The following is a 20228-nucleotide window of genomic DNA, read 5'->3' as shown; positions in this document are numbered from 1 at the left end:
TGGGCGTCGCAGGCTTGCAGGAGTCGACGCCAGGCTACGTACACAAGGAACACCATGACAGACAGCAGCCGTCGTTATCCTGATCCCGCCGTTCGCGTTCTCGATCCTCGTTTCGCGGCGCTGCGTCTCGCGTCGGCCTCGGTCGAATGCCTGTATCAGGGGGCGCGCTGGTCCGAAGGGCCGGTGTGGTTCGGCGATGGGCGCTATCTGCTCTGGAGCGACATTCCAAACAACCGCATCCTGCGCTGGGACGAAGAGAGTGGCGTGGTCACGCCGTTTCGCCAGCCGTCGAACAACGCCAATGGCCACACGCGTGACCGCGAAGGACGACTCGTCAGTTGCGAGCATCTGACACGGCGTATCACGCGTACCGAGTACGACGGCTCGATCACCGTCCTCGCCGATCGCTATCACGGCAAGCGCTTCAACTCTCCGAACGACCTGATCGTGAAGTCCGATGGTTCGATCTGGTTCAGTGATCCGACCTTCGGCATCGACGGGTTTTACGAAGGCGAGCAGCTGGAGTCAGAACTGCCGGCGTGTGTCTATCGCGTCGATGGCCAGTCGGGCGAGGTGACGGTCGTCGCGGACGACATCACGGGCCCGAACGGACTGGCGTTTTCGCCGGATGAGTCGTTGCTCTACGTCGTAGCGTCGCGCGAGTCGCCCCGCAAGATCCGCGTGTTCGATGCTCGCGGCGACGGACGCACGCTCGAAAACAACCGGGTGCTGATCGATGCAGGCGAGGGAACGCCGGACGGCTTTCGCGTCGACATCCACGGCAATCTGTGGTGCGGCTGGGGGATGGGCACCGACGAACTCGACGGTGTCCGCGTGTTCACGCCGCAGGGTGAGCCGATCGGCCATATCGCGCTGCCAGAGCGCTGCGCGAACGTCTGCTTCGGCGGCCGCCATCGTAACCGCCTGTTCATGGCGGCGAGTCATGGGTTGTACTCGCTGTATGTGAATACGCAGGGCGTAAAGGGCGGTTGAGACTCGTGCGCAGGCCGGCGTGCGTGACAAGTTGCCAAACAAGTATTGGGGGAAATCCGGGTGGCACCTCCGGCCGCAAACATTGATTTGCAATCAAGCCATTGTAAATAAAGAGATTTAAGTCAATATCATCAAATGGTGTCATATCGTCCGTATCTTGCAATTTGCTTGACATCAGCAACCCTGGTTAGCTATGTTCCACTAAGCGAGACATGTACCGCCAACTACTCAAGATGACCGGCGGACTTCCATACCAAGAAGCGAGGAGATGCAATGACTTTTACTGGCAAGGTGTCAGTCAAGTTGGCGGCTGTGTGTGTAGCGGTCGGGGCCGCGTTTGCGCCGGTGGCGCGTGCTGCCGATCCGGTCACGTTGAACATCGTCGACGTCGCGGGCGATCTGCAACTAACGCAAAAGGGCTTTGAGGCATTCAAGGCGAAATACCCCAATCTCGTTTCGAACATCACGTACACCAACGCGCCCGCGCCGCAATTGCCGGGCAAGATCAAGGCCATGCAGGCGGCAGGCCGGTCGGACATCGATCTGGTCCTGACGGGCACCGACGCGCTCGCCGCCGGCATCGAGCAGAATCTGTGGCAGAAGCTGCTGCCGGATAACGCAGCCGCCTTCCCTGGAGTACTCGACAAGTACGCGCCGGGTCCGCGCAAGATGCAGGACCTGGCCCAAGGCTACGGCCTTGAGGTGGGCTATATGCCTGCAGGTCCGCTGCTCGAATACAACCCCGCCAAGGTCAGCGATCCGCCGAAGACCCCTGACCAACTGCTGCAATGGTGCAAGGCGCATCCGAACAAGCTGATCTACGCGCGCCCCGCCAATTCCGGCCCGGGCCGCACCTTCCTGATGGGTCTGCCTTACGTGCTGGGCGACAAGGATCCTCACGATCCGATTAACGGCTGGGACAAGACCTGGGCATTTCTCAAACAGCTGAACGACTGCATTCCGTACTACCCGGGCGGCACGTCGGCGGTGATGAAGGAACTCGGCGAGGGCACGCGCGACATGACCGTTACCGTGACCGGCTGGGACATCAATCCGCGCGCACTCGGCATCGTGCCGGCGGAATTCCGCGTGCAGGCATTTGACAACATGACGTGGGTGAACGATGCCCACTACATGGTGATCCCGAAGGGCGTGCCGAAGGAAAAGGTCGACGTGCTCTACAAGCTGATCAACTTCATGCTTGAACCGGCACAGCAGGCGTTGACCTATGACGACGGCTACTTCTATCCGGGGCCGGCCATCAAGGGTATGACCGAAGCGCAGGCGCCTGAACACAGCCAGGAAGTGCTGAAGAAATTCGGCCGCCCGGAATACGCGAAGCTGCTGGCCGATCGTCCGCACGCCCTGCCACTGGACGCCGCTGCGATGGTCGCCGCATTCCAGAAGTGGGACCGCGAAGTCGGCGCGGCGAAGGCGAAGTAAGGGAGTACCCGTACCCAACGCACGTAACAGCACGTTCACACGATCCGCGCGGCGGCATTGCAGGTCACTTGCAATGCCGCAGCCAGCGTCAGGAAACCGCCATGAAGCATCACTTTGAGCAGCTACGTCTCGACTCGGTCTCCCGCAGCTTCACGAATGCGGAAGGCCACGCAGTTGCGGCCTTGCAGGGTCTTGATCTCAACATCCAGCGCGGCGAATTTATCGCGTTGCTGGGGCCTTCAGGGTGCGGCAAGTCGACCGCGCTCAATTGCATCGCCGGTCTGCAGCCGCTCACGGGCGGCGGCATCTGGCTCGACGACAAGCGCATCGACGTGCTGCCGCCGGAAAAGCGCGGCTTCGGTATGGTGTTCCAGAACTACGCGCTGTTTCCTCATATGTCGGTGCTCGATAACGTCGGCTTCGGGCTCAAGATGCGCGGTGTGGCAAAAAGCGAAGCGGCCCGGCGCGCGCGCGAAGCGCTGCAGCTCGTGCAGCTCGTTGGCCATGAGCGCAAGCTGCCGGGGCAACTGTCGGGTGGACAGCAGCAACGCGTCGCGATTGCGCGGGCGATTGTGATCGAACCGCCGCTCGTGCTGATGGATGAGCCGTTATCCAATCTGGACACGAAACTGCGTATCGAAATGCGCGCGGAGATCCGCCGCATCCATAGCCAGCTCGAACGCGCGACGATTTACGTCACGCACGATCAGGACGAAGCGCTGTCGATGGCCGACCGCATCGTCGTGATGAAGGAAGGCGTCGTGCAACAGGTTGCCGCGCCAAAGGAAGTCTACGGCCGGCCGAAGAACCTGCATGTCGCGCGCTTCATGGGCTATCGCAACGTCGTGGCGTTCACGCTCGAAGGGATGCAAGGCGAAGGCGTGGCGGTAACGGCGAACGGCGTGCGCCTCGTCGGCACGCCGATGGAAGGTTTCAACAGCAAGCGCGTGAGCGTCGCGCTGCGTCCGGAGGATATGGAACTGGCCGCTCCCGGCATGGAGAACGCATTCGACGCAGACGTCACAACCGTCGAATACGGCGGCCGCGATTCGCTGATTCGCGTGAAGACGGAATTCGGCGAGCTGTGGGCAAGGCTTGCCGGCGAATTCGCCGAAGGCGAGCGTGTCAGCCTGCGCGTGCCGTCGTCGCGCACGCTGGTGTATGACGGAGAAGCGTCATGAGCGCCGCGCTGCTTGCGCCGCGTGCGCCGCGCGATACCAAGGCGTGGCTCGTCTCGCCCGCACTGATCTTCATTCTCGCGCTGTTCATCTACCCGTTCCTCTACGGTCTCGCGCTGTCGTTCCAGCCGACGAATGGCGGCAGCATCTGGGGCAACTACACGACGTTCTTCACGGACACGTCGATGTGGCCGACGATCATCGTCACACTGAAGCTTGCTGTGCCCGCGACGCTGATAAACGTCGGCGTGTCGATTCCAGTGGCGTTTGCGTTGCGCCGCAATTCGCCGTACCAGAAGCTGGTCACGACGCTGCTGGTGATTCCCGTCACGCTCGGCACAGTGCTGATCGCCGACGGCATGCTGACGTACTTCGGCCCGAATGGCTGGTTTCCGCAGGCGTTGCAGGGGCTGCATCTGTACACGGATGAAGTGCGGCTGACGCATAACTACTGGGGCGTGCTGATCTCGCTGATCGTGTCGGGCTTCCCGTTCGCGTTCCTGTTGACGCTGTCGTATGTGACTGGCATCGATCCGACGCTCGCGAGCGCCGCGGCCACACTCGGGGCGGGCTCCTGGCAGCAGTTCCGGCAGATCTATCTGCCGCTTCTCGTGCCCGGTTTGACGATGGCCGCCTGTCTGTCATTCGTGCAGGCGTTTTCGGTGTTTCCGTCCGCGGTGCTGCTTGGCGCGCCCGCCGGGCCGACGCGCGTGATGTCGATTGCCGCGGCGGAAGCGGCATTCGAAAACTATGATTATTCGCTCGCCTCGGCCATTGCGATGGTGATGGGCTTTGTGCAACTGCTGGTCGTCGCGGCAATGCTCGGCGCGCGCCGGTTCTTTTATAGCGGACCGGTTACTGGAGGGAAGGGCTGATGGCATCCGATCACCACGCCGCGCATCCGTGGCCGGCGTCCACGCCGAAGGCCAACGGAAACCGCGAAGGGCGCAACGACGGCGCACAGCCGTCGCGGGCCGAAAGGCAGCGCACGAGTCTGCCCGATCGTTTGTGGAAAGCGCTCGTCTGGGGCGCAATGGGCTTCTTCCTGCTCAACGTCGTGTTGCTGATTGCGACGGTCGCGGTCAATTCGGTCGCGACACGCTGGTTCGGGACGTTGCTGCCGCAGGGATTCACGCTGCACTGGTACGCCCAGGCCTGGAGCGACTTCCAGCTTGCCAGCGTGCTGTGGGTCACCGTCGAAGTAGTGGGCGCCGTCGTGCTGCTGTCGGTTGTGCTTGGGGTGCCGGCCGCCTATGCGCTCGCCCGCGTGCAGTTTCCCGGCAAGCGCTTCGTGATGCTCATATTCCTGTTGCCGTTGATGGTGCCGCCTGTCACTTACGGCATTCCGATGGCCACCGTGATGTACAAGGTCGGTCTGGCCGGGACGCTGCCCGGCGTGATCCTCGCGAACCTCGTGCCGGCGCTGCCGTTCGTAATTCTCGTGATGACGCCTTTCATCGAGCAGATCGATCCGAATCTCGAATCGGCGGCGCGCATTTTCGGCGCGAACACGTTCCGCTATTTTCGCTACGTGTTGCTGCCGTTGCTGGTGCCTGGCATGCTGGCAGCGGGGTTGCTCGTGCTCGTCCGCACGATCGGCATGTTCGAGCTGACGTTCTTCACAGCCGGGCCGGCGACGCAGACGCTGGTCGTCGCGCTGTACTACGCCGTATTTTCAACGGGTGTGCGCGCGCCGCAATCGATCGATGCGATGGCGATGATCTACATGGCGATCACGTTGATCTGGGTGCTGATCGCACTGCAGTTCGTGAGCCCGACGCAGATCGTGTCGCGCGTGAAGCAACAGAAGTCGTGATGTATGCATGTGCATGTGTCGCGTTGCTCTAATCAGACGTAGCTGGAGATAGCGTGACGAAACGAAAGACCCCCGAAGAATTGCGCAGCCATCGCTGGTACGGCGTCAACGATCTGCGTTCGTTCGGCCATCGTTCGCGCACTGCACAGATGGGCTACAGCCGCGAAGAATATGCCGGCAAGCCGGTGATTGCGATCCTGAATACGTGGAGCGAGATGAATCCTTGCCACACGCATTTCAAACAGCGTGTCGAGGAAGTGAACCGCGGCATCTGGCAGGCCGGGGGTTTTCCGATCGAGTTGCCTGTGCAGACGTTGTCGGAGCCGTTCCAGAAGCCGACCACGATGCATCGAAAGCGCGAAAATCTTCAATGACGACGTGATTCGCCGTCGCACTGCGCCGCTGATGCCGGGCAACGGTCTTGCGGTCCTGCGCGGCAATATCGCCCCGGATGGCGCCGTGATGAAGCCAGGCGCTGCAGATCCGAAGCTGCACGTCCATACAGGTCGCGCGGTCGTATTCCGCGACTACAACGACATGGCGGCACGCATCGACGACGACGGGCTCGAGGTCGACGAAAGCAGCGTAATCGTGCTGCAACACGCGGGGCCAGTCGGTGCGCCGGGCATGCCGGAATGGGGCCAACCGCCGATTCCGAAGAAGCTTCTGCAAAAAGGCGTCCGCGACATGCCTCGTATTTCCGACGCGCGCATGAGCGGCACAAGCTATGGCGCGTGCGTGCTGCATATTGCGCCGGAGTCGTTCATCGGTGGGCCGTTCGCGCTGGTGCGGGATGGCGATCTGATCGAACTCGATGTACCACGGCGCAAGCTGAACGTGCTCGTATCGGACGGGGAACTGGCGCGTCGCAAGGCGATGTGGGTTCAGCCGGCGCCGCGTTTCGAACGCGGCTACGGCGCCATGCATCAGGCCCACGTGTTGCAGGCCGACAAGGGCTGCGATTTCGACTTCCTGCAACGCGATGGTGCGAAGACCGAAGGGGAGCCAGAGATCCACTGAGCTTGACGCATCGAATACAGACGGCCGTCGTCCTCCTTTTTGGGAGGACACCCGCCGTTGGACAGGGCTTACGCTGAATTTATCTCAATAATCGGATTTTGCTGATACCCGTGACTACCCGTGGTCCGTACAGTAAGGGCTCCTCTTACTGGGTTGTGTAGCGCGAAAAGGTAACCCTCAGTCCATTGGGTTCCCGGTCCAACTGGTGTCCGCCCGCTGCCGTGCGTTTCAAGCAATGTCATTCTTGCCCGCAGCCCTTTGTTCCGACTGCGAGGTCTTGAAATGATGCTGTTGCCCTATCTACGTCATGTCTGCGCCAACGCTCAGGCCATTGCCCAAAAAGTGGCTCATTCGGTGCATTCCCGATTTCAATCTCCAGCGCGTGCCGTATTGCTGTGCGGCATGGTTGCGATCGCGGGCGCGTCGGCTTGGGTGACGGTATCGGAAATAGTCAGTCGCGTGAACGCATCCTGCGCAACCCAGGCGACCCTTGAGGCGACTGTGCCGGCTGCGCAACGCATTGAATGGGTCGGACAGGTTTCCGGAGGTTCGGCCGGCATTGCCGCTGCGCCGCCCGTCATGCCGCAGACCGGCAGTGGTTCATACGCAGGGCGGATCGAAGGCACGTTGCGCGATACCCTGGTGCGTGCCAGCGTGCCGGTCGAAATACAGAAGCAGATCGCACGTATCTTTGCCGCCCGGCTCGACCTCGCTGCGCCCGCGCAGGAGGGCGACACTTATCATGTTCTCTACGAGCGCGACGACGCAACCACACAGCGCAAGCGTGTAACGGCCGTCGAACTCCGGTCAGGCGGTGGGGTGTACCAGGCTGTGTGGTTTATCGCGCCGGGGCGAGCCGACGGAGCCTACTATTCATTCGACGGACAGCGGCTTGCCGCTGAGCCATTTTCGATGCCGCTCGATCACGTTCGGGTCAGTTCGCCATTCGGTTACCGAATCCATCCGGTCAAGGGCAAGCCTCACATGCACACAGGCGTGGACTTTGCCGCGCCGAAGGGGGCGCCCGTTGGCGCGGCCGCCTCAGGAGCCGTGCAGTTCGTTGGCACCAAATCCGGGTACGGTAATACCGTCGTGCTCAGTCATCCGCAAGGCTATACGACGCACTACGCGCACCTGTCGGCCTTTGCCCGCGATTTGCGCGTCGGCGCGCCGGTGACTGAAGGACAACCGCTCGGCGCGGTAGGCAGCACCGGCACGGCCACGGGGCCCCATCTGCATTTCGAGGTGCGACTGAATAATCGACCGGTCGATCCGCTCACGTTGACGAGCCGAGCCGGCGCGCCGCCGCTTACGACCAGTCAGCGCGTCGCGTTCGACAGGGTGACAGGCGCCATGCGCGAACAACTCGCAGCGCTTCCCGTCGATACTCCAACGGCCAAAATGGCGTCGAATGCTGAAGAAACACTGAATCGCCCTGCAAACCCTGAGGGCTCGTTGGTTTGAGGCTCGAGGCCATGCGTGCCTTGATGAGCCGGTCGTTTCGTGCCCGGTGAGTTTCGAGGCTCTGGCGCAAACAGGTGGTGCGGCCGAGATTTTTCTGGTCAACACTCCAGACGGAGAGCGCTGTGGTGTCCTGTTCAATCGATAAGGTATCCATATCTATAAGAAAAATTTCAGCCACGCCACCTCGCCGAAGCCAGGCGCATCATCGTCAGCCAGCATTGCCGCAAACGAGCTCTCCGTTTGCAGCCCATCAATGATCAGTATCCGACGCGGTACACACGCCCGGTCTGTGCGCCTTCCACGCTGCGGCTATACGCCAGCGCAGCACGCGCTGCGCTGACGGGCTCAAAGCCGCGGAAATACGGCGCGTAAGCTTCCATCGATTCTTCCAGCACGGTGGGGCTGACGAGGTTGATCCGGATGCCGCGCGGCAGTTCGATAGCCGCACCGCGCACGAAACCTTCCAGTGCCAGATTCACACTCGTCGCGCTTGCGCCTTCGCGGATCGGCTCGTCGGCCAGGATCCCGCTCGTCAGCGTAAACGAGCCCCCGTCATTCAGGTAGCGCTGCGCGAGCAGCACCACATTGATCTGCCCCATCAGCTTGTCGCGCAGGCCGACCCAGAACTGGTCGACGGTCATGTCCGGCAACGGGCCGAAGTGAACCTTACCGATTGTGGTCACGATCGCGTCAACTTTGCCGGTTTGGGGAAAGAGCTTCTCGATGCTGGCGGGGTTCGTGCTGTCGACCTGGTATGCACCCCGCGTTGCGCCGACTTCGATCACCTCATGCCGCGTTTTCAATTCTGCAACGACTGCACGTCCGAGCGTACCCGTAGCACCGATCACGACTACCTTTTTCATTTGATACTCCAGATGAGGAATGGCCAAGGGATTGTCACCCGATCGCGCGGAAGGAAAAAGAGGTATCGATGAGCAGGTCCTGCAACCTGCGGTTTCGAATCTGACGCAAACGTTAGCGCGATATCGTTAAATGCACCCCGCAAAACGGAACCGCGTGCCACGAGGGGCACGCGGAAAAATCAAACGCCCGGGCGAAATGCGCGACCGGTACACCGGACCGCGCGCTACGTGGCGCGCTGGAGTTCGATTACGCGCGTTGGCCGCTGATGGTTCAAGGCATAGTGCATCCGGCCGCGATCATGCCGGTTGCCGTAATAGCGGGCTTCATTGAGTTGCTCTTCGATACGCGGCGGTTCTTCGGGCGCGACCATGCCCTTGTCGATCACGCTGTAGCCTGGCTCCAGCGCCAGCAGCAGATGATTGCCGCCCACCCGACTGTCGAAACCCGCGAAGCCGTCACGCGACTCGGGCACGCTGTTGTCGAGCGTCGCGTCGGAGGTGGTCACTTCGTCCGGGCCGATTGGGCTGTGTCCGGCAAGACGTGCCGCTTCGCGATTCTTGCCGTCGGTGTCGACGGTGCTGTCGTGCGTGCGGTCGTTGTGAAGCTCTGCACTAAGCGGACTTTTGGCGACTGGCGTCGCTGCGTCCCTTTGCGGTTTTCTCTCGTTAGCGGTGTCCATTGCGATACCTCCGTTGACCAACGACAAGGTGGAAAGCTCACCTCATCCACCAGCATAAGCTGTACCCAGGTACGCCCGCTCGGGGCTCGCCGGGGCACCGTTTAGCCCATACTCACCTTCCCGAATATTTTGCTTTTTTCCGTGCAACGCTCATTTTCTACAGAGTATGATCTTAGTCCGACGGGTTGGCGCGCATTAATGACGGTCGCTGTCAGTGACCGCTGACGGCTCTGCTGCAACAAGGCACCGCGCCTCTCACACCTTCATACGAGGCAGTCAGGGCGGGTGACTCATGCACTTCGAAGCTGCATTCACACATCGCGGCTACTTGCTGAACTGTGCACCGGCGCGAGCGGGCGACGGCACGTATCAACCCTATGTCGTGATCTCGCGTTCAAGCGACGGCGAACTTGTCGCCAACCGTTTTTTTCCGACCGACCTCCGTTTTTCTGACGAAGCCGCCGCTATCGCGCATGCGCGCGACTGGGCGGTGCGCTGGATCGACGCGAGCAGCGTCACTATCTGACGGCCATCGCTCTCCCGGCTTCGTCCGCAGGCACGGCGCGCGGCCTGCCGCAAAACGCGGTAATCTTTGGGACACTTCACTCTGAGCCGCGCCTCGCGCGCGGCTGCGGTCCTCATCATGTCAAACGTGTCTTCCCACAACTGGGGTCTCGAACAGATCGTCGCCGAGTTGCGTGCGTCGCGTGAACAACTCCATCGCACGCGACATCCGCGTGGCATCCGCGAATTGCCATCGCGGGAAGGCGTGGTCAACATCGTCGCCGGGCTGCGCGCTGCGCTTTTTCCGACTCATTACGGCGCGCCGGATCTGACCGACGAAAGCGTCGACTACTACGTGGGGCATACGCTTGAAAGCACGCTGCGCCTGCTCGCGGAGCAGATTCGCCGGGCGCTGCGCTTCCTGCCCGAACACGCCGACACGCCGGACACCGAACTCAGCGTACGCGCGTTCGATGTCGCGCGCGAATTCGGCAGGCAGTTGCCGGGCATTCGCGCGCTGCTGGTGAGCGATATTCAGGCCGCATTTGCGGGCGATCCCGCCGCGCAACACATTACCGAAATTCTGCTGTGCTATCCCGGTGTATGGGCGATGACCCATCATCGGCTTGCGCACGCGCTCCACCGGCTGGGTGTGCCGCTCCTCGCGCGCTTTATTAACGAGATTGCACATTCGGCGACTGGCATCGACATTCACCCGGGCGCGCAGATCGGGTCGAGCTTCTTCATCGACCACGGCACGGGTGTCGTGATCGGCGAGACGGCGATCATCGGCGAGCGCGTGCGCCTCTATCAGGCCGTGACGCTCGGCGCGAAGAGCTTTGCAGCGGACGTCGACGGCACGCTGGTAAAGGGGAACGCGCGCCATCCGATCGTCGAGGACGACGTCGTGATCTACGCAGGCGCGACGATCCTCGGGCGCGTGACCATCGGGCGCGGTTCGGTGATCGGCGGCAACGTGTGGCTCACGCATAGTGTGCCGCCGGGCAGCAGCGTGTCACAGGGCAAGATTCGCGAAGGCGAGCGCAACGACGAGGGAAAGCGCTAATGGCTGCAAGCCCGCTTTCAGCTTTGAGCGACTGAGGCGGCGATGCAACGCGGCCGCGTGCAGATGCCTCGCTGCGCGATCGACGGAGTCGAAGCGACGATCGCGGAAACCGCGCATGCGTTTCCGCGGCATTCGCATGACGGCTTCGGCATCGGCGTGATTGTGCGTGGCGGGCAGCGCTCGGCGAGCGGGCGCGGGCCGGTGGAAGCACGCGTCGATGACGTCATTACCTGCAATCCCGGCGAAGTGCATGACGGCAGTCCGCTCGACGAGCGAGGCCGTGCGTGGCGGATGCTGTATTTCGCGCCGTCGCTGATGTTCGATGCCGCGGGTGAGCTCACGCTGACGGCGCCACGCGCCGTCGAACTGACGCGGCCTGTCGCGCACGATCCGGTATTGAAGTTGCTGTTCGAGCGGCTGTTCGCTGCTGCCGTGGACGAAGCCGCGCAGGTCGACGATCTGGCACGCGAGGAAGCGCTGCTTGCGTTGCTGGCCCACGTCGGCGCGCGGCATACGACGATGAGGCTGCTTCGTCAGATGACTGCGCCGATTGCACACGCCAGGGCGCGCATCGACGACGATCCTGCCTCGGCGCTCACGCTTGCCGATCTTGCCGCTGAGGCTGGCATGAGCCGCTTCCAGTTGCTGCGCAGCTTCGCGCATGAACTTGGATTGCCGCCGCATGCGTACCGGATGCAGCGGCGCGTTGTGCTGGCGCGCCGGTTGATCGCACACGGCGCGGCACTTGCCGATGCCGCAGCGGCTGCCGGATTCGCAGATCAGAGCCATATGACGCGGGCGTTCGTGCGTCTCCTTGGCGTCACGCCTGCGAGCTACGCGATGGCGATGCGTCGGCGCTAAGCGGCGCCGAGCGATACCACGCGGTGGCGAGCGAGAACGAAACACGCCATCGCCGCGCAGTTAAAAGCCCGGGCTAAACGCCGCTGCAATTTCGTTCAAGACCTTCCTTTCCTGCACGTTCTACGCTGCGTCTTTGTTCCCCAAGCAAAAGGACGCAGCATGAACTCGCGCACGACCGGTTATCTTTTTTGTGGCCTCGCGATGGTGGGTGTCGGCAGCACGGTGGTGGTCAGCAAGATGATCGCGGCGGGGTTGCCACCGTTCACGGCCACCGCGTTGCGGTTCGCCATCGCGTTTCCGGTGTTTGTCGCGGTCATGCGTGTGCGGCGCGCGCGCTGGCCGAGGCTCGATGCGCACGACAGGTGGCTCGTCATCGCGCAAGCCGGCGCAGGAAGTGTTGGCTACACGGTGCTTTTGATCAGCGGCATGAGACTCGCGTCGGCGGCCGACGCCGGTGTCATCACCGGCACGTTGCCCGCGGTGTCAGCGCTCGTCGCGATGATCGCGCTTGGCGAACGCCCCGGTCCTGCGTTGCTCGGTGCAATCGCGCTCGCGACGACTGGCGTGCTCGTCTGTACGGTGCGCCTTGACGAGGTCACCGGATCGAGATCGGCAAGCGCGTTGGTCGGCGGCGCGCTGGTATTCGCGGCGGTCTTTTGTGAGGCGCTGTTCATCCTGTTGAACCGGAAATTGCGGCAGCCTGTACCGGCACTGCAACTGTCGGCGTTGATGACCGGGATCGGCTTCATCGTCGCCCTTGGCCCTGCGCTTTGCTTCGAAAAGCCATGGGCGGGACACGTGAATGCGAGCGCTGTCGCGGGCGTCGTCTACTACGCGCTGGTGCCGACGGTGGGCGGCTTTGTGCTCTGGTATGCGGGCGCCGCGCGGGTGAGCGGCGCGGAAGCGGGCCTGATGACGGCGCTGGTCCCGGTTTCCGCGGTCGCGCTTGCCGCTGGGGTGCTGCGAGAGCCGATCAGCGCAGCGCAACTGGCCGGCATGGCATGCGTGCTTGGGGCTGTGCTGCTCGCGAGCCTGGAGGGCGTCGTTCGCGCGCGCCGCGCAAACGCTTGATCCGGCCCGTCCGGGCTCAGGTATTCGGCACGCTGACCGCGGAGGGGCTCGCGACGATCGCCAGAAACTCGCGCCGGGTCGACGGGTCCGTGCGGAACGAGCCGAGCATCCGCGACGTGACCATCGCGACCCCCGCCTTGTGCACACCGCGCGTCGACATGCATTGATGCGACGCTTCGAGAATCACGCCGACTCCCTTCGGTTGCAGCACTTCGTTTAGCGTATCGGCGATCTGCACCGTCATCTTTTCCTGAATCTGCAGGCGCTTGGCGAACGCGTCGACGAGCCGCGCGAGCTTCGATATGCCTACCACGCGATGCTCCGGCAGATACGCCACATGCGCGCGCCCGATGATCGGCACCATGTGGTGCTCGCAGTAGCTTTCGAAGCGGATGTCCTTCAGCACGATCATCTCGTCGTAGCCGTCGACCTCAGAAAACGTGCGCGCGAGAATCTCGCGCGGATCGACCGAATAGCCTACGAAGAACTCTTCATAGGAACGCACGACGCGCGACGGCGTATCGATCAGGCCTTCGCGCTCGGGATCGTCGCCGGCCCAGCGCAATAGCACCCGAACGGCTGCTTCGGCTTCGGCACGCGTCGGGCGCGCGGGCGGATTGTTGCTCGTGCTCTTCTTCGTTTTTTTAGTAGCGGCGGCCATCCAGTGCTCCTGTCAGGTGACGGTTTTCCGGCCATTGTTCCATGTTTTGGCGCGCTTCGTTACTTGGGCCATTCGTCCATCGCGTCGTTGAACAACTCAGAGACGACACTGCGCAGCCAGCTCCCGCGCGGGTCGTTATGAAACTTGCGATGCCAGTGTTGCCGAAGATCGAAGCGTGGCAGCGGCAAAGGCGGCTCGACGATCGTGATCGACGCGTGTTCGGCGACGTAGGCGAAGCCGATCGCGTGCGGCACGGTGGCGATCAGATCCGTACGCGCGAGGATGAACGGCAGGCTCATGAAGTGCGGCGTCTCCAGCACGGCGCGACGGCGGATGCGTTTTTTCTCCAGAAACTGTTCGAGCACTTCCTGGCTGCGCCCTTCGGCACGGACGACGGCATGTCCGCTATCGATGAACTGCTGCACCGTGAGCGGCGCGCGGGCGAGCGGATGCCCGCTGCGAAGCAGGCAGATGAAGCGATGCGTGAAGAGCCGCTGCTGAAAGAAGTTGTTGCCCGAGAGGTCGGGAAAGTAACCGACTGCCAGGTCCACATCGCCTGACTCGAGCCCGCGTTCGACATGCGCCGGCGGCAACGACACCGATCGCAGATTCGCATGCGGCGCGCGTTCGGCGAAGAGCTGTAGCAGACGCGGCAGGAACACGATCTCGCCGACGTCGGATAGCGCGAGCGAGAACGTATGCGTCGAGGTTGCCGGATCGAAATCCTGCGACTCCAGCATGCCTTTCTCGATGCGTCCGAGCGCCTCGCGCGCGGCCGGGATGAGCGCCAGCGCGCGGGGCGTGGGCTCCATGCCGCGCGACGTGCGGACGAACAGCGGATCGCCGAAATACTCGCGCAGCCGGCCCAGCGCAGTGCTCACGCGCGGCTGGCTGACGCCGAGGCGCTCCGCAGCGCGGCTCACGTTGCGCGTGTCCTCCATCGCGACGAGGTAGGGGATCAGGTTCAGGTCGAGTTCAGGCATGACTGCGGCGGATGACTATCTCAAAGACGGATACAGAATATCCTCAAAATCGCATTGCCGCATATTGAGGGATGCGCCGAGAATCGTTTTCATTATTCGAATCAATGATCAGGAGACGAACATGCGCACCCAGGTCGCCATCGTCGGCGCAGGGCCGGCGGGACTTCTGCTTTCTCATTTGCTGCGGCTTCAGGGCATCGATTCGGTGCTGATCGAAACCCGCTCGCGCGAGCACTGCGAGAACCGCATCCGGGCAGGCGTGCTGGAGCAGGGCACGGTCGATACGCTCAATGAGGCTGGCCTTGGCGAGCGTATGAAGCGCGAAGGTCTGGTGCATCACGGCATCGAACTGCTGTTCGACGGACAGCGCCATCGCATCGACCTCGCTTCACTCACGGGCGGCCGGGCGATCACGGTGTACGGGCAACACGAGGTCGTGTGCGATCTGATCGCGGCTGCGTCGATGAACGGCCAGAAGCTGTATTTCGACGTTGGCGACGTGTCGCTGCATGACGTCGCGAGCGGTTCGCCACAGGTGCACTTCACGCATGGCGGCACCGCGCAGCGAATCGAATGCGATTACGTCGCCGGCTGCGACGGCTTTCACGGCATTTCGCGCACTGCGATTCCCGCGGATGTCCTGCGCACCTATGAGCGCGTTTACCCTTATGCGTGGCTCGGCATTCTCGCCGACGCCCCTCCCACCCTCGATGAACTCGTCTACGCACATCACGAGCGCGGCTTTGCGCTTTTCAGCATGCGCTCGCCGACGGTGACGCGCCTCTATCTGCAATGCCGTCCCGACGAAGACCTCGCGCAATGGTCCGATGAGCGCGTCTGGTCCGAACTCCACACGCGCTTTGCCTGCGAAGATGGCTGGACACCCGGCGAAGGCCCGATCACGCAGAAGAGCGTGACGCCGATGCGCAGCTTCGTGACCGAGCCTATGCAATACGGGCGCCTGTTCCTGGCGGGCGACGCAGCGCACATCGTGCCGCCGACGGGCGCCAAGGGCATGAATCTTGCCGTCGCCGATGTGCGCGTGCTGGCAAAAGCGTTCGCTGAGTGCTATCAGCACGGCCGCCACGATCTGCTGGACGCCTATTCATCGACATGCCTCGGGCGGGTCTGGCGCGCCGAGCACTTTTCGTACTTCATGACGAACTTGCTGCATCCGTCTTTCGACGACGACGCGCCGTTCGCCAACCGTCTGAAGATGTCCGAGCTGAAATACGTGACGACTTCTGAGGCGGCTGCGCGCTCGCTTGCGGAGAACTATGTTGGCTTGCCTTTTGCCGCGTAATGCGGATCATGGGGAAGTCCCCGCCTTGACAAGCCGTTCTGGCACCTTCCATAATGCGCCGGAAACGTTCGCTAAACGAATCTGTGTTCGTATGCAGAACAAATTGCAAGCTGGCCAGGCAGGCGACAAGTAATAGTCAACAGCCATTAGCCGCTAGCGGGCAGATCGCGCGTATCCCGGAACCCGGCGACGCGCAGTCATCACGACGCGGAGACGGTGTCGCGCGGCCTTCCTGGGCGGCGCGGCGCAAGGCGTCCAACTGGGAACTGGCATGATCAACAAGATATTCGATTCTCTTCAGTCGGCGGTGGCCGATATCAATGACGGCGCGACGATCATGATCGGAGGCTTCGGTACGGCGGGCATGCCTTCCGAACTGATCGACGCACTGATCGAGCAGGGCTCGCGCGACCTCACTATCGTGAACAACAACGCCGGCAACGGCGATATCGGCCTCGCGGCGCTGCTGAAAGCGAAGCGCGTGCGCAAGATCATCTGTTCGTTTCCGCGCCAGACCGATTCGTACGTGTTCGACGCGCTGTACCGCGCCGGCGAAATCGAGCTGGAACTCGTGCCGCAGGGCAATCTCGCCGAGCGTATTCGCGCAGCGGGCGCGGGCATCGGCGGCTTTTTCACGCCGACCGGCTATGGCACGAAACTCGCCGAGGGCAAGGAAACGCGCCTCATCGACGGCAAGCATTACGTGCTCGAATCACCGCTTCACGCAGACTTCGCGCTGATCAAGGCGCTCAAGGGTGACCGCTGGGGCAATCTGATCTATCGCAAGACCGCGCGTAACTTTGGCCCGATCATGGCGAGCGCGGCAAAGACCGCGATTGCACAGGTATCGGAAGTGGTGCCGCTCGGTGCACTCGATCCTGAAGTGATCGTGACCCCCGGCATCTTTGTGCAACGCGTGATCGAAGTACCGCAGGCAGCGCATCAAAACGCTGCGGCCTGAAAGGAGACCTGACATGAAACGACTGACCCGCGATGAAATGGCCAAGCGCGTCGCACAGGACATCCCTGAAGGCGCGTATGTCAACCTCGGCATTGGCGTGCCGACGCTGGTGGCGAACCACCTCGATGCAAGCAAGGAAATCTTCCTGCACAGCGAAAACGGTCTCCTGGGCATGGGCCCCGCGCCCGCCAAAGGCGAGGAAGACGACGAACTGATCAACGCCGGCAAGCAGCACGTCACGCTGCTCACGGGCGGCGCCTATTTCCATCACGCGGATTCGTTTGCGATGATGCGCGGCGGCCATCTGGACTTTTGCGTGCTCGGCGCGTTCCAGGTCTCGGCCAAGGGGGACCTCGCGAACTGGCATACGGGTGCGCCCGATGCGATTCCGGCCGTTGGCGGCGCGATGGATCTGGCGATCGGCGCGAAGCAGGTGTACGTGATGATGGAGCATCTGACGAAGCAGGGCGAAAGCAAGATCGCCGCGGAATGCTCGTATCCGGTGACGGGTGTGAACTGCGTCGACCGGATCTACACGGACCTCGCCATGATCGACGTGACGGCTGACGGTCTCGTCGTGCGCGAGATTTTCTCCGATATCGACTTCACCGAATTGCAGAAGCTGACCGGCATTCCGCTCATCGACGCCACGCAGCCTGCCGCAAGCGCAGCGTAGTCCGGCATGACCGTCGCGCGGCGTTCGGCGACAATACCGTCCGGTGCCGCGCTCAACACGTTGCCGGCACATGCGGCCGACATCCCTTCCTTCGATTGTTGACGTCATCATGCTCGAAGCCAGTGCCCGTCTGACGGGCCTCATCTGCGGCACGCAGCCGATGAACGACCTCTGGTCACCCCGCTCGACGCTGCAACGGATGCTCGACGTCGAAGCCGCGCTAGCGCGTGCTTCGGCGGCTCACGGCGTGATTCCGCAAACGGCTGTTGCCGCGATCGAAGCCACCTGCCACGCCGACCAGCTGGACGCCGACGCGCTCGCACGCGATGCCGCGCTCGGCGGCAATCTGGCGATTCCGCTAGTCAAGCAGCTGACTGCCTGCGTGAAAGCCGTGGACGCGGAGGCTTCCAAATACGTCCATTGGGGCGCGACAAGCCAGGACATCATCGATACGGCGACCGTCCTGCAACTGCGCGACACGTTTGATCTGCTCGACACCCAGTTAAAAGGGACCTGCGCAGCGATAGCGGCGCTCGCGCGCACGCATCGCGCGACGCCGATGATCGGTCGCACGTGGCTGCAACAGGCGCTGCCCATTACGCTCGGGCTGAAATTCGCGCAATGGCTCGACGCGCTGCTACGGCATCGCGACCGGCTCGACGCGCTGCGCGCACGTGTGCTGGTGCTGCAGTTCGGCGGCGCGGCGGGCACGCTTGCGAGCCTGCGCGACGCCGCGCCCGCGGTGACACAGGCCCTCGCCAAAGAACTCGAACTCGCCGTTCCCACGCTGCCGTGGCACACGCAACGCGACCGGATCGCGGAGACCGCATCTGTGCTTGGCATGCTGATCGGCACGCTCGGCAAGATCGCGCGCGATATTTCCCTGCAGATGCAGACCGAACTCGGCGAAGTGGCCGAGCCAGCGGCAGCGGGCAAGGGCGGCTCGTCGACGATGCCGCACAAGCGCAACCCGGTCGCCTGCGCGGCGGTCCTGACGGCCGCGACCCGTGCGCCGGGGCTCGTCGCCACGGTGCTGGCCGGCATGGTCCAGGAGCACGAACGTGCGCTCGGCGGCTGGCAGGCTGAGTGGGACGCGCTGCCGGACCTCGCGCGCCTTGCAGGCGGCGCGCTGGCGAATATCGAACAGATTGCCTCCGGTCTCGACGTGAACGTCGAGCGCCTCACCGCCAATCTCGAAGTGACGCACGGTCTGATTCTCGGCGAATCCGTGATGCTTGCGCTTGGCGACAGCATCGGTCGGCTCGACGCACATCATCTCGTCGAACAGGCGTCGAAGTCGGCGGTCCAGACGGGGCGGTCGCTCTTCGAAGTGCTCGCCGCTGATGCGAACGTCACGCAACATCTTCCGGTCGAGCAGTTGAAGCGCCTGCTCGACCCTGCGCAGTATGTCGGCCAGGCTCACGCTTACGTGGACGCCGCGCTGGCCCTTTACACCGCGCGCGAAAACCGCGCTAAAGATCAGGAGTAACGGCAATGACCTACGCCGCAGTGAACGGCACCGATATTCATTATCGGGTGGACGGTGAACAGGACGGCAACGCGCCGTGGATCGTGCTGTCGAATTCGCTTGGCAGCGATCTGTCGATGTGGACGCCGCAGGTGGCCGCGTTTTCGAAGCACTTCCGTGTGCTGCGTTACGACACGCGCGGTCATGGTCACTCGGCAGCGCCGAAAGGACCGTACACGATCGACCAGTTGACGGGCGACGTGCTCGGCCTGATGGATTCGCTCAAGATCGAGCGCGCGCATTTTTGCGGCGTGTCGATGGGCGGCCTGACCGGCGTTGCGCTGGCTGCGCGTCATGCAAACCGTCTGAATCGTGTCGTGCTGTGCAATACGGCGGCGCGCATCGGTTCGCCTGAAGTGTGGGTGCCGCGTGCGGCGCGGGCTCGTACGGAAGGGATGCTGACGCTGTCCGATGCGGTGTTGCCGCGCTGGTTCACCGCAGGCTTCTTCGAACGCGAGCCGCTCGTGCTGGCGCAGATCCGCGACGTGTTCGTGCATACCGATGCCGAAGGCTACGCGTTGAACTGCGAGGCCATCGATGCAACCGATCTGCGTCCGGAAGCACCTGGCATCAACGTGCCCGCGCTTGTGATCAGCGGCACGCACGATCTCGCTGCGACGCCGGCACAAGGTCAGGAACTCGCCGCCGCGATTCCGGGTGCGCGCTATGTCGAACTGGATGCATCGCATATTTCCAACATCGAGATGGCCGACGTATTCACGAAGACCGTACTCGACTTCCTGACGGAGCAGCAATGACCGACGACGAACGCTATGAAGCCGGCATGAACGTGCGCCGTGCAGTGCTGGGCGATGCACACGTCGATCGGTCGCTCGTGAACCGCACTGAACTGACGGAAGAATTCCAGAACCTGATCACCCGTTATGCGTGGGGCGAGATCTGGACGCGTGAGGGCTTGCCGCGTCACACGCGCAGCCTACTGACCATCGCGATGATGGTCGCACTCAATCGCAGTGAAGAGCTGGCGCTACATCTGCGCGCAGCGAAAAACAACGGCGTGACGCGCGAGCAGATCAAGGAAGTGCTGATACAGACGGCGATCTATTGCGGCGTACCGGCAGCGAACTCGGCATTTCATCTGGCCGACAAGCTGTTCCGCGAGGACGATGCCGCGAAGGCGTAACGCGGTAACCTGA

The 20228-nt window shown here is 62.8% G+C and carries 20 protein-coding genes and 1 pseudogene; 17 read left to right on the top strand and 4 right to left on the bottom strand.

Going from position 1 to position 20228, the window contains the following annotated elements; all coding sequences use genetic code 11:
* The first annotated feature begins 54 nt into the window (after positions 1–54).
* The 7 genes and pseudogenes from B0G77_RS29580 (at position 55) to B0G77_RS29550 (ending at position 7914) form a co-directional block, all read left to right on the top strand.
* The gene (locus tag B0G77_RS29580) at positions 55–993 is read left to right on the top strand and encodes an SMP-30/gluconolactonase/LRE family protein (RefSeq protein ID WP_133665450.1); all 939 of its coding nucleotides are present in this window, start codon (positions 55–57) and stop codon (positions 991–993) included.
* A gap of 273 nt (positions 994–1266) precedes the next feature.
* A complete protein-coding gene (locus B0G77_RS29575; protein ID WP_133665449.1) occupies positions 1267–2436 on the top strand; it encodes an extracellular solute-binding protein in 1170 nt (389 codons plus the stop codon).
* A 101-nt stretch (positions 2437–2537) separates the two neighbouring features.
* The gene (locus B0G77_RS29570; RefSeq protein ID WP_133665448.1) at positions 2538–3617 is read left to right on the top strand and encodes an ABC transporter ATP-binding protein; all 1080 of its coding nucleotides are present in this window, start codon (positions 2538–2540) and stop codon (positions 3615–3617) included.
* Complete coding sequence (locus B0G77_RS29565; protein ID WP_133665447.1) at positions 3614–4489, top strand: sugar ABC transporter permease; 876 nt, start codon at positions 3614–3616, stop codon at positions 4487–4489. Before B0G77_RS29570 ends, B0G77_RS29565 begins: the two co-directional genes overlap by 4 nt.
* A complete protein-coding gene (locus tag B0G77_RS29560) occupies positions 4489–5430 on the top strand; it encodes an ABC transporter permease (protein ID WP_133665446.1) in 942 nt (313 codons plus the stop codon). Before B0G77_RS29565 ends, B0G77_RS29560 begins: the two co-directional genes overlap by 1 nt.
* 53 nt (positions 5431–5483) lie before the next feature.
* Positions 5484–6450 (top strand): annotated as a pseudogene (locus B0G77_RS29555) (dihydroxy-acid dehydratase).
* Between the two features lie 459 nt (positions 6451–6909).
* On the top strand, positions 6910–7914 hold the full coding sequence (locus B0G77_RS29550) for a M23 family metallopeptidase (protein ID WP_243751265.1): 1005 nt from the start codon (positions 6910–6912) through the stop codon (positions 7912–7914).
* A gap of 257 nt (positions 7915–8171) precedes the next feature.
* Here the strand turns inward: B0G77_RS29550 and B0G77_RS29545 are convergent, their stop codons facing one another.
* Together B0G77_RS29545 and B0G77_RS29540 are read right to left on the bottom strand one after the other, a co-directional pair.
* Positions 8172–8777 (bottom strand): short chain dehydrogenase, encoded by a 606-nt coding sequence (locus B0G77_RS29545; RefSeq protein ID WP_133665444.1) that lies wholly within the window; start codon positions 8775–8777, stop codon positions 8172–8174.
* Between the two features lie 224 nt (positions 8778–9001).
* The gene (locus B0G77_RS29540; RefSeq protein ID WP_133665443.1) at positions 9002–9457 is read right to left on the bottom strand and encodes a DUF3005 domain-containing protein; all 456 of its coding nucleotides are present in this window, start codon (positions 9455–9457) and stop codon (positions 9002–9004) included.
* A gap of 292 nt (positions 9458–9749) precedes the next feature.
* Here B0G77_RS29540 and B0G77_RS29535 point away from each other — a divergent pair, with 292 nt between their 5' ends.
* The 4 genes from B0G77_RS29535 (at position 9750) to B0G77_RS29520 (ending at position 12959) form a co-directional block, all read left to right on the top strand.
* Positions 9750–9983, top strand: a complete 234-nt coding sequence (locus B0G77_RS29535; protein WP_133665442.1) for a hypothetical protein — start codon at positions 9750–9752, stop codon at positions 9981–9983.
* A gap of 117 nt (positions 9984–10100) precedes the next feature.
* Entirely contained in the window at positions 10101–11027 is a 927-nt protein-coding gene (gene epsC, locus B0G77_RS45345) for a serine O-acetyltransferase EpsC (protein ID WP_133665441.1), read from the top strand.
* A 42-nt stretch (positions 11028–11069) separates the two neighbouring features.
* Positions 11070–11888 (top strand): AraC family transcriptional regulator, encoded by an 819-nt coding sequence (locus B0G77_RS29525; RefSeq protein ID WP_133665440.1) that lies wholly within the window; start codon positions 11070–11072, stop codon positions 11886–11888.
* A 159-nt stretch (positions 11889–12047) separates the two neighbouring features.
* Entirely contained in the window at positions 12048–12959 is a 912-nt protein-coding gene (locus tag B0G77_RS29520; RefSeq protein ID WP_133665439.1) for a DMT family transporter, read from the top strand.
* A gap of 16 nt (positions 12960–12975) precedes the next feature.
* Here the strand turns inward: B0G77_RS29520 and folE are convergent, their stop codons facing one another.
* Together folE and B0G77_RS29510 are read right to left on the bottom strand one after the other, a co-directional pair.
* A complete protein-coding gene (folE, locus tag B0G77_RS29515; protein WP_133665438.1) occupies positions 12976–13620 on the bottom strand; it encodes a GTP cyclohydrolase I FolE in 645 nt (214 codons plus the stop codon).
* Positions 13621–13679: 59 nt separating this feature from the next.
* Positions 13680–14603 carry a LysR family transcriptional regulator gene (locus B0G77_RS29510; protein ID WP_133665437.1) on the bottom strand — a complete coding sequence of 308 codons (924 nt, stop codon included), beginning with the start codon at positions 14601–14603 and terminating at the stop codon, positions 13680–13682.
* A gap of 121 nt (positions 14604–14724) precedes the next feature.
* On the opposite strand from B0G77_RS29510, the gene pobA reads away from it, so the two are divergent.
* The 6 genes from pobA to pcaC all read left to right on the top strand — a co-directional run bounded on the left by pobA (position 14725) and on the right by pcaC (position 20215).
* Positions 14725–15906, top strand: a complete 1182-nt coding sequence (gene pobA / locus B0G77_RS29505; protein ID WP_133665436.1) for a 4-hydroxybenzoate 3-monooxygenase — start codon at positions 14725–14727, stop codon at positions 15904–15906.
* A gap of 271 nt (positions 15907–16177) precedes the next feature.
* The gene (locus tag B0G77_RS29500) at positions 16178–16867 is read left to right on the top strand and encodes a 3-oxoacid CoA-transferase subunit A (protein WP_133665435.1); all 690 of its coding nucleotides are present in this window, start codon (positions 16178–16180) and stop codon (positions 16865–16867) included.
* A gap of 13 nt (positions 16868–16880) precedes the next feature.
* Complete coding sequence (locus B0G77_RS29495; RefSeq protein WP_133665434.1) at positions 16881–17543, top strand: 3-oxoacid CoA-transferase subunit B; 663 nt, start codon at positions 16881–16883, stop codon at positions 17541–17543.
* Positions 17544–17652: 109 nt separating this feature from the next.
* The gene (locus tag B0G77_RS29490) at positions 17653–19032 is read left to right on the top strand and encodes a 3-carboxy-cis,cis-muconate cycloisomerase (protein ID WP_133665433.1); all 1380 of its coding nucleotides are present in this window, start codon (positions 17653–17655) and stop codon (positions 19030–19032) included.
* Positions 19033–19037: 5 nt separating this feature from the next.
* Positions 19038–19829: a 3-oxoadipate enol-lactonase gene (pcaD, locus tag B0G77_RS29485; RefSeq protein ID WP_133665432.1), complete on the top strand. Its 792-nt coding sequence runs from the start codon at positions 19038–19040 to the stop codon at positions 19827–19829.
* Positions 19826–20215, top strand: a complete 390-nt coding sequence (gene pcaC, locus B0G77_RS29480; protein ID WP_133665431.1) for a 4-carboxymuconolactone decarboxylase — start codon at positions 19826–19828, stop codon at positions 20213–20215. The genes pcaD and pcaC overlap by 4 nt, the downstream gene beginning before the upstream one ends.
* Positions 20216–20228 lie beyond the last annotated feature (13 nt).

The organism is Paraburkholderia sp. BL10I2N1 (assembly GCF_004361815.1).
Lineage (GTDB): Bacteria > Pseudomonadota > Gammaproteobacteria > Burkholderiales > Burkholderiaceae > Paraburkholderia.
This window is presented reverse-complemented; position numbering and strand designations above follow the sequence as displayed.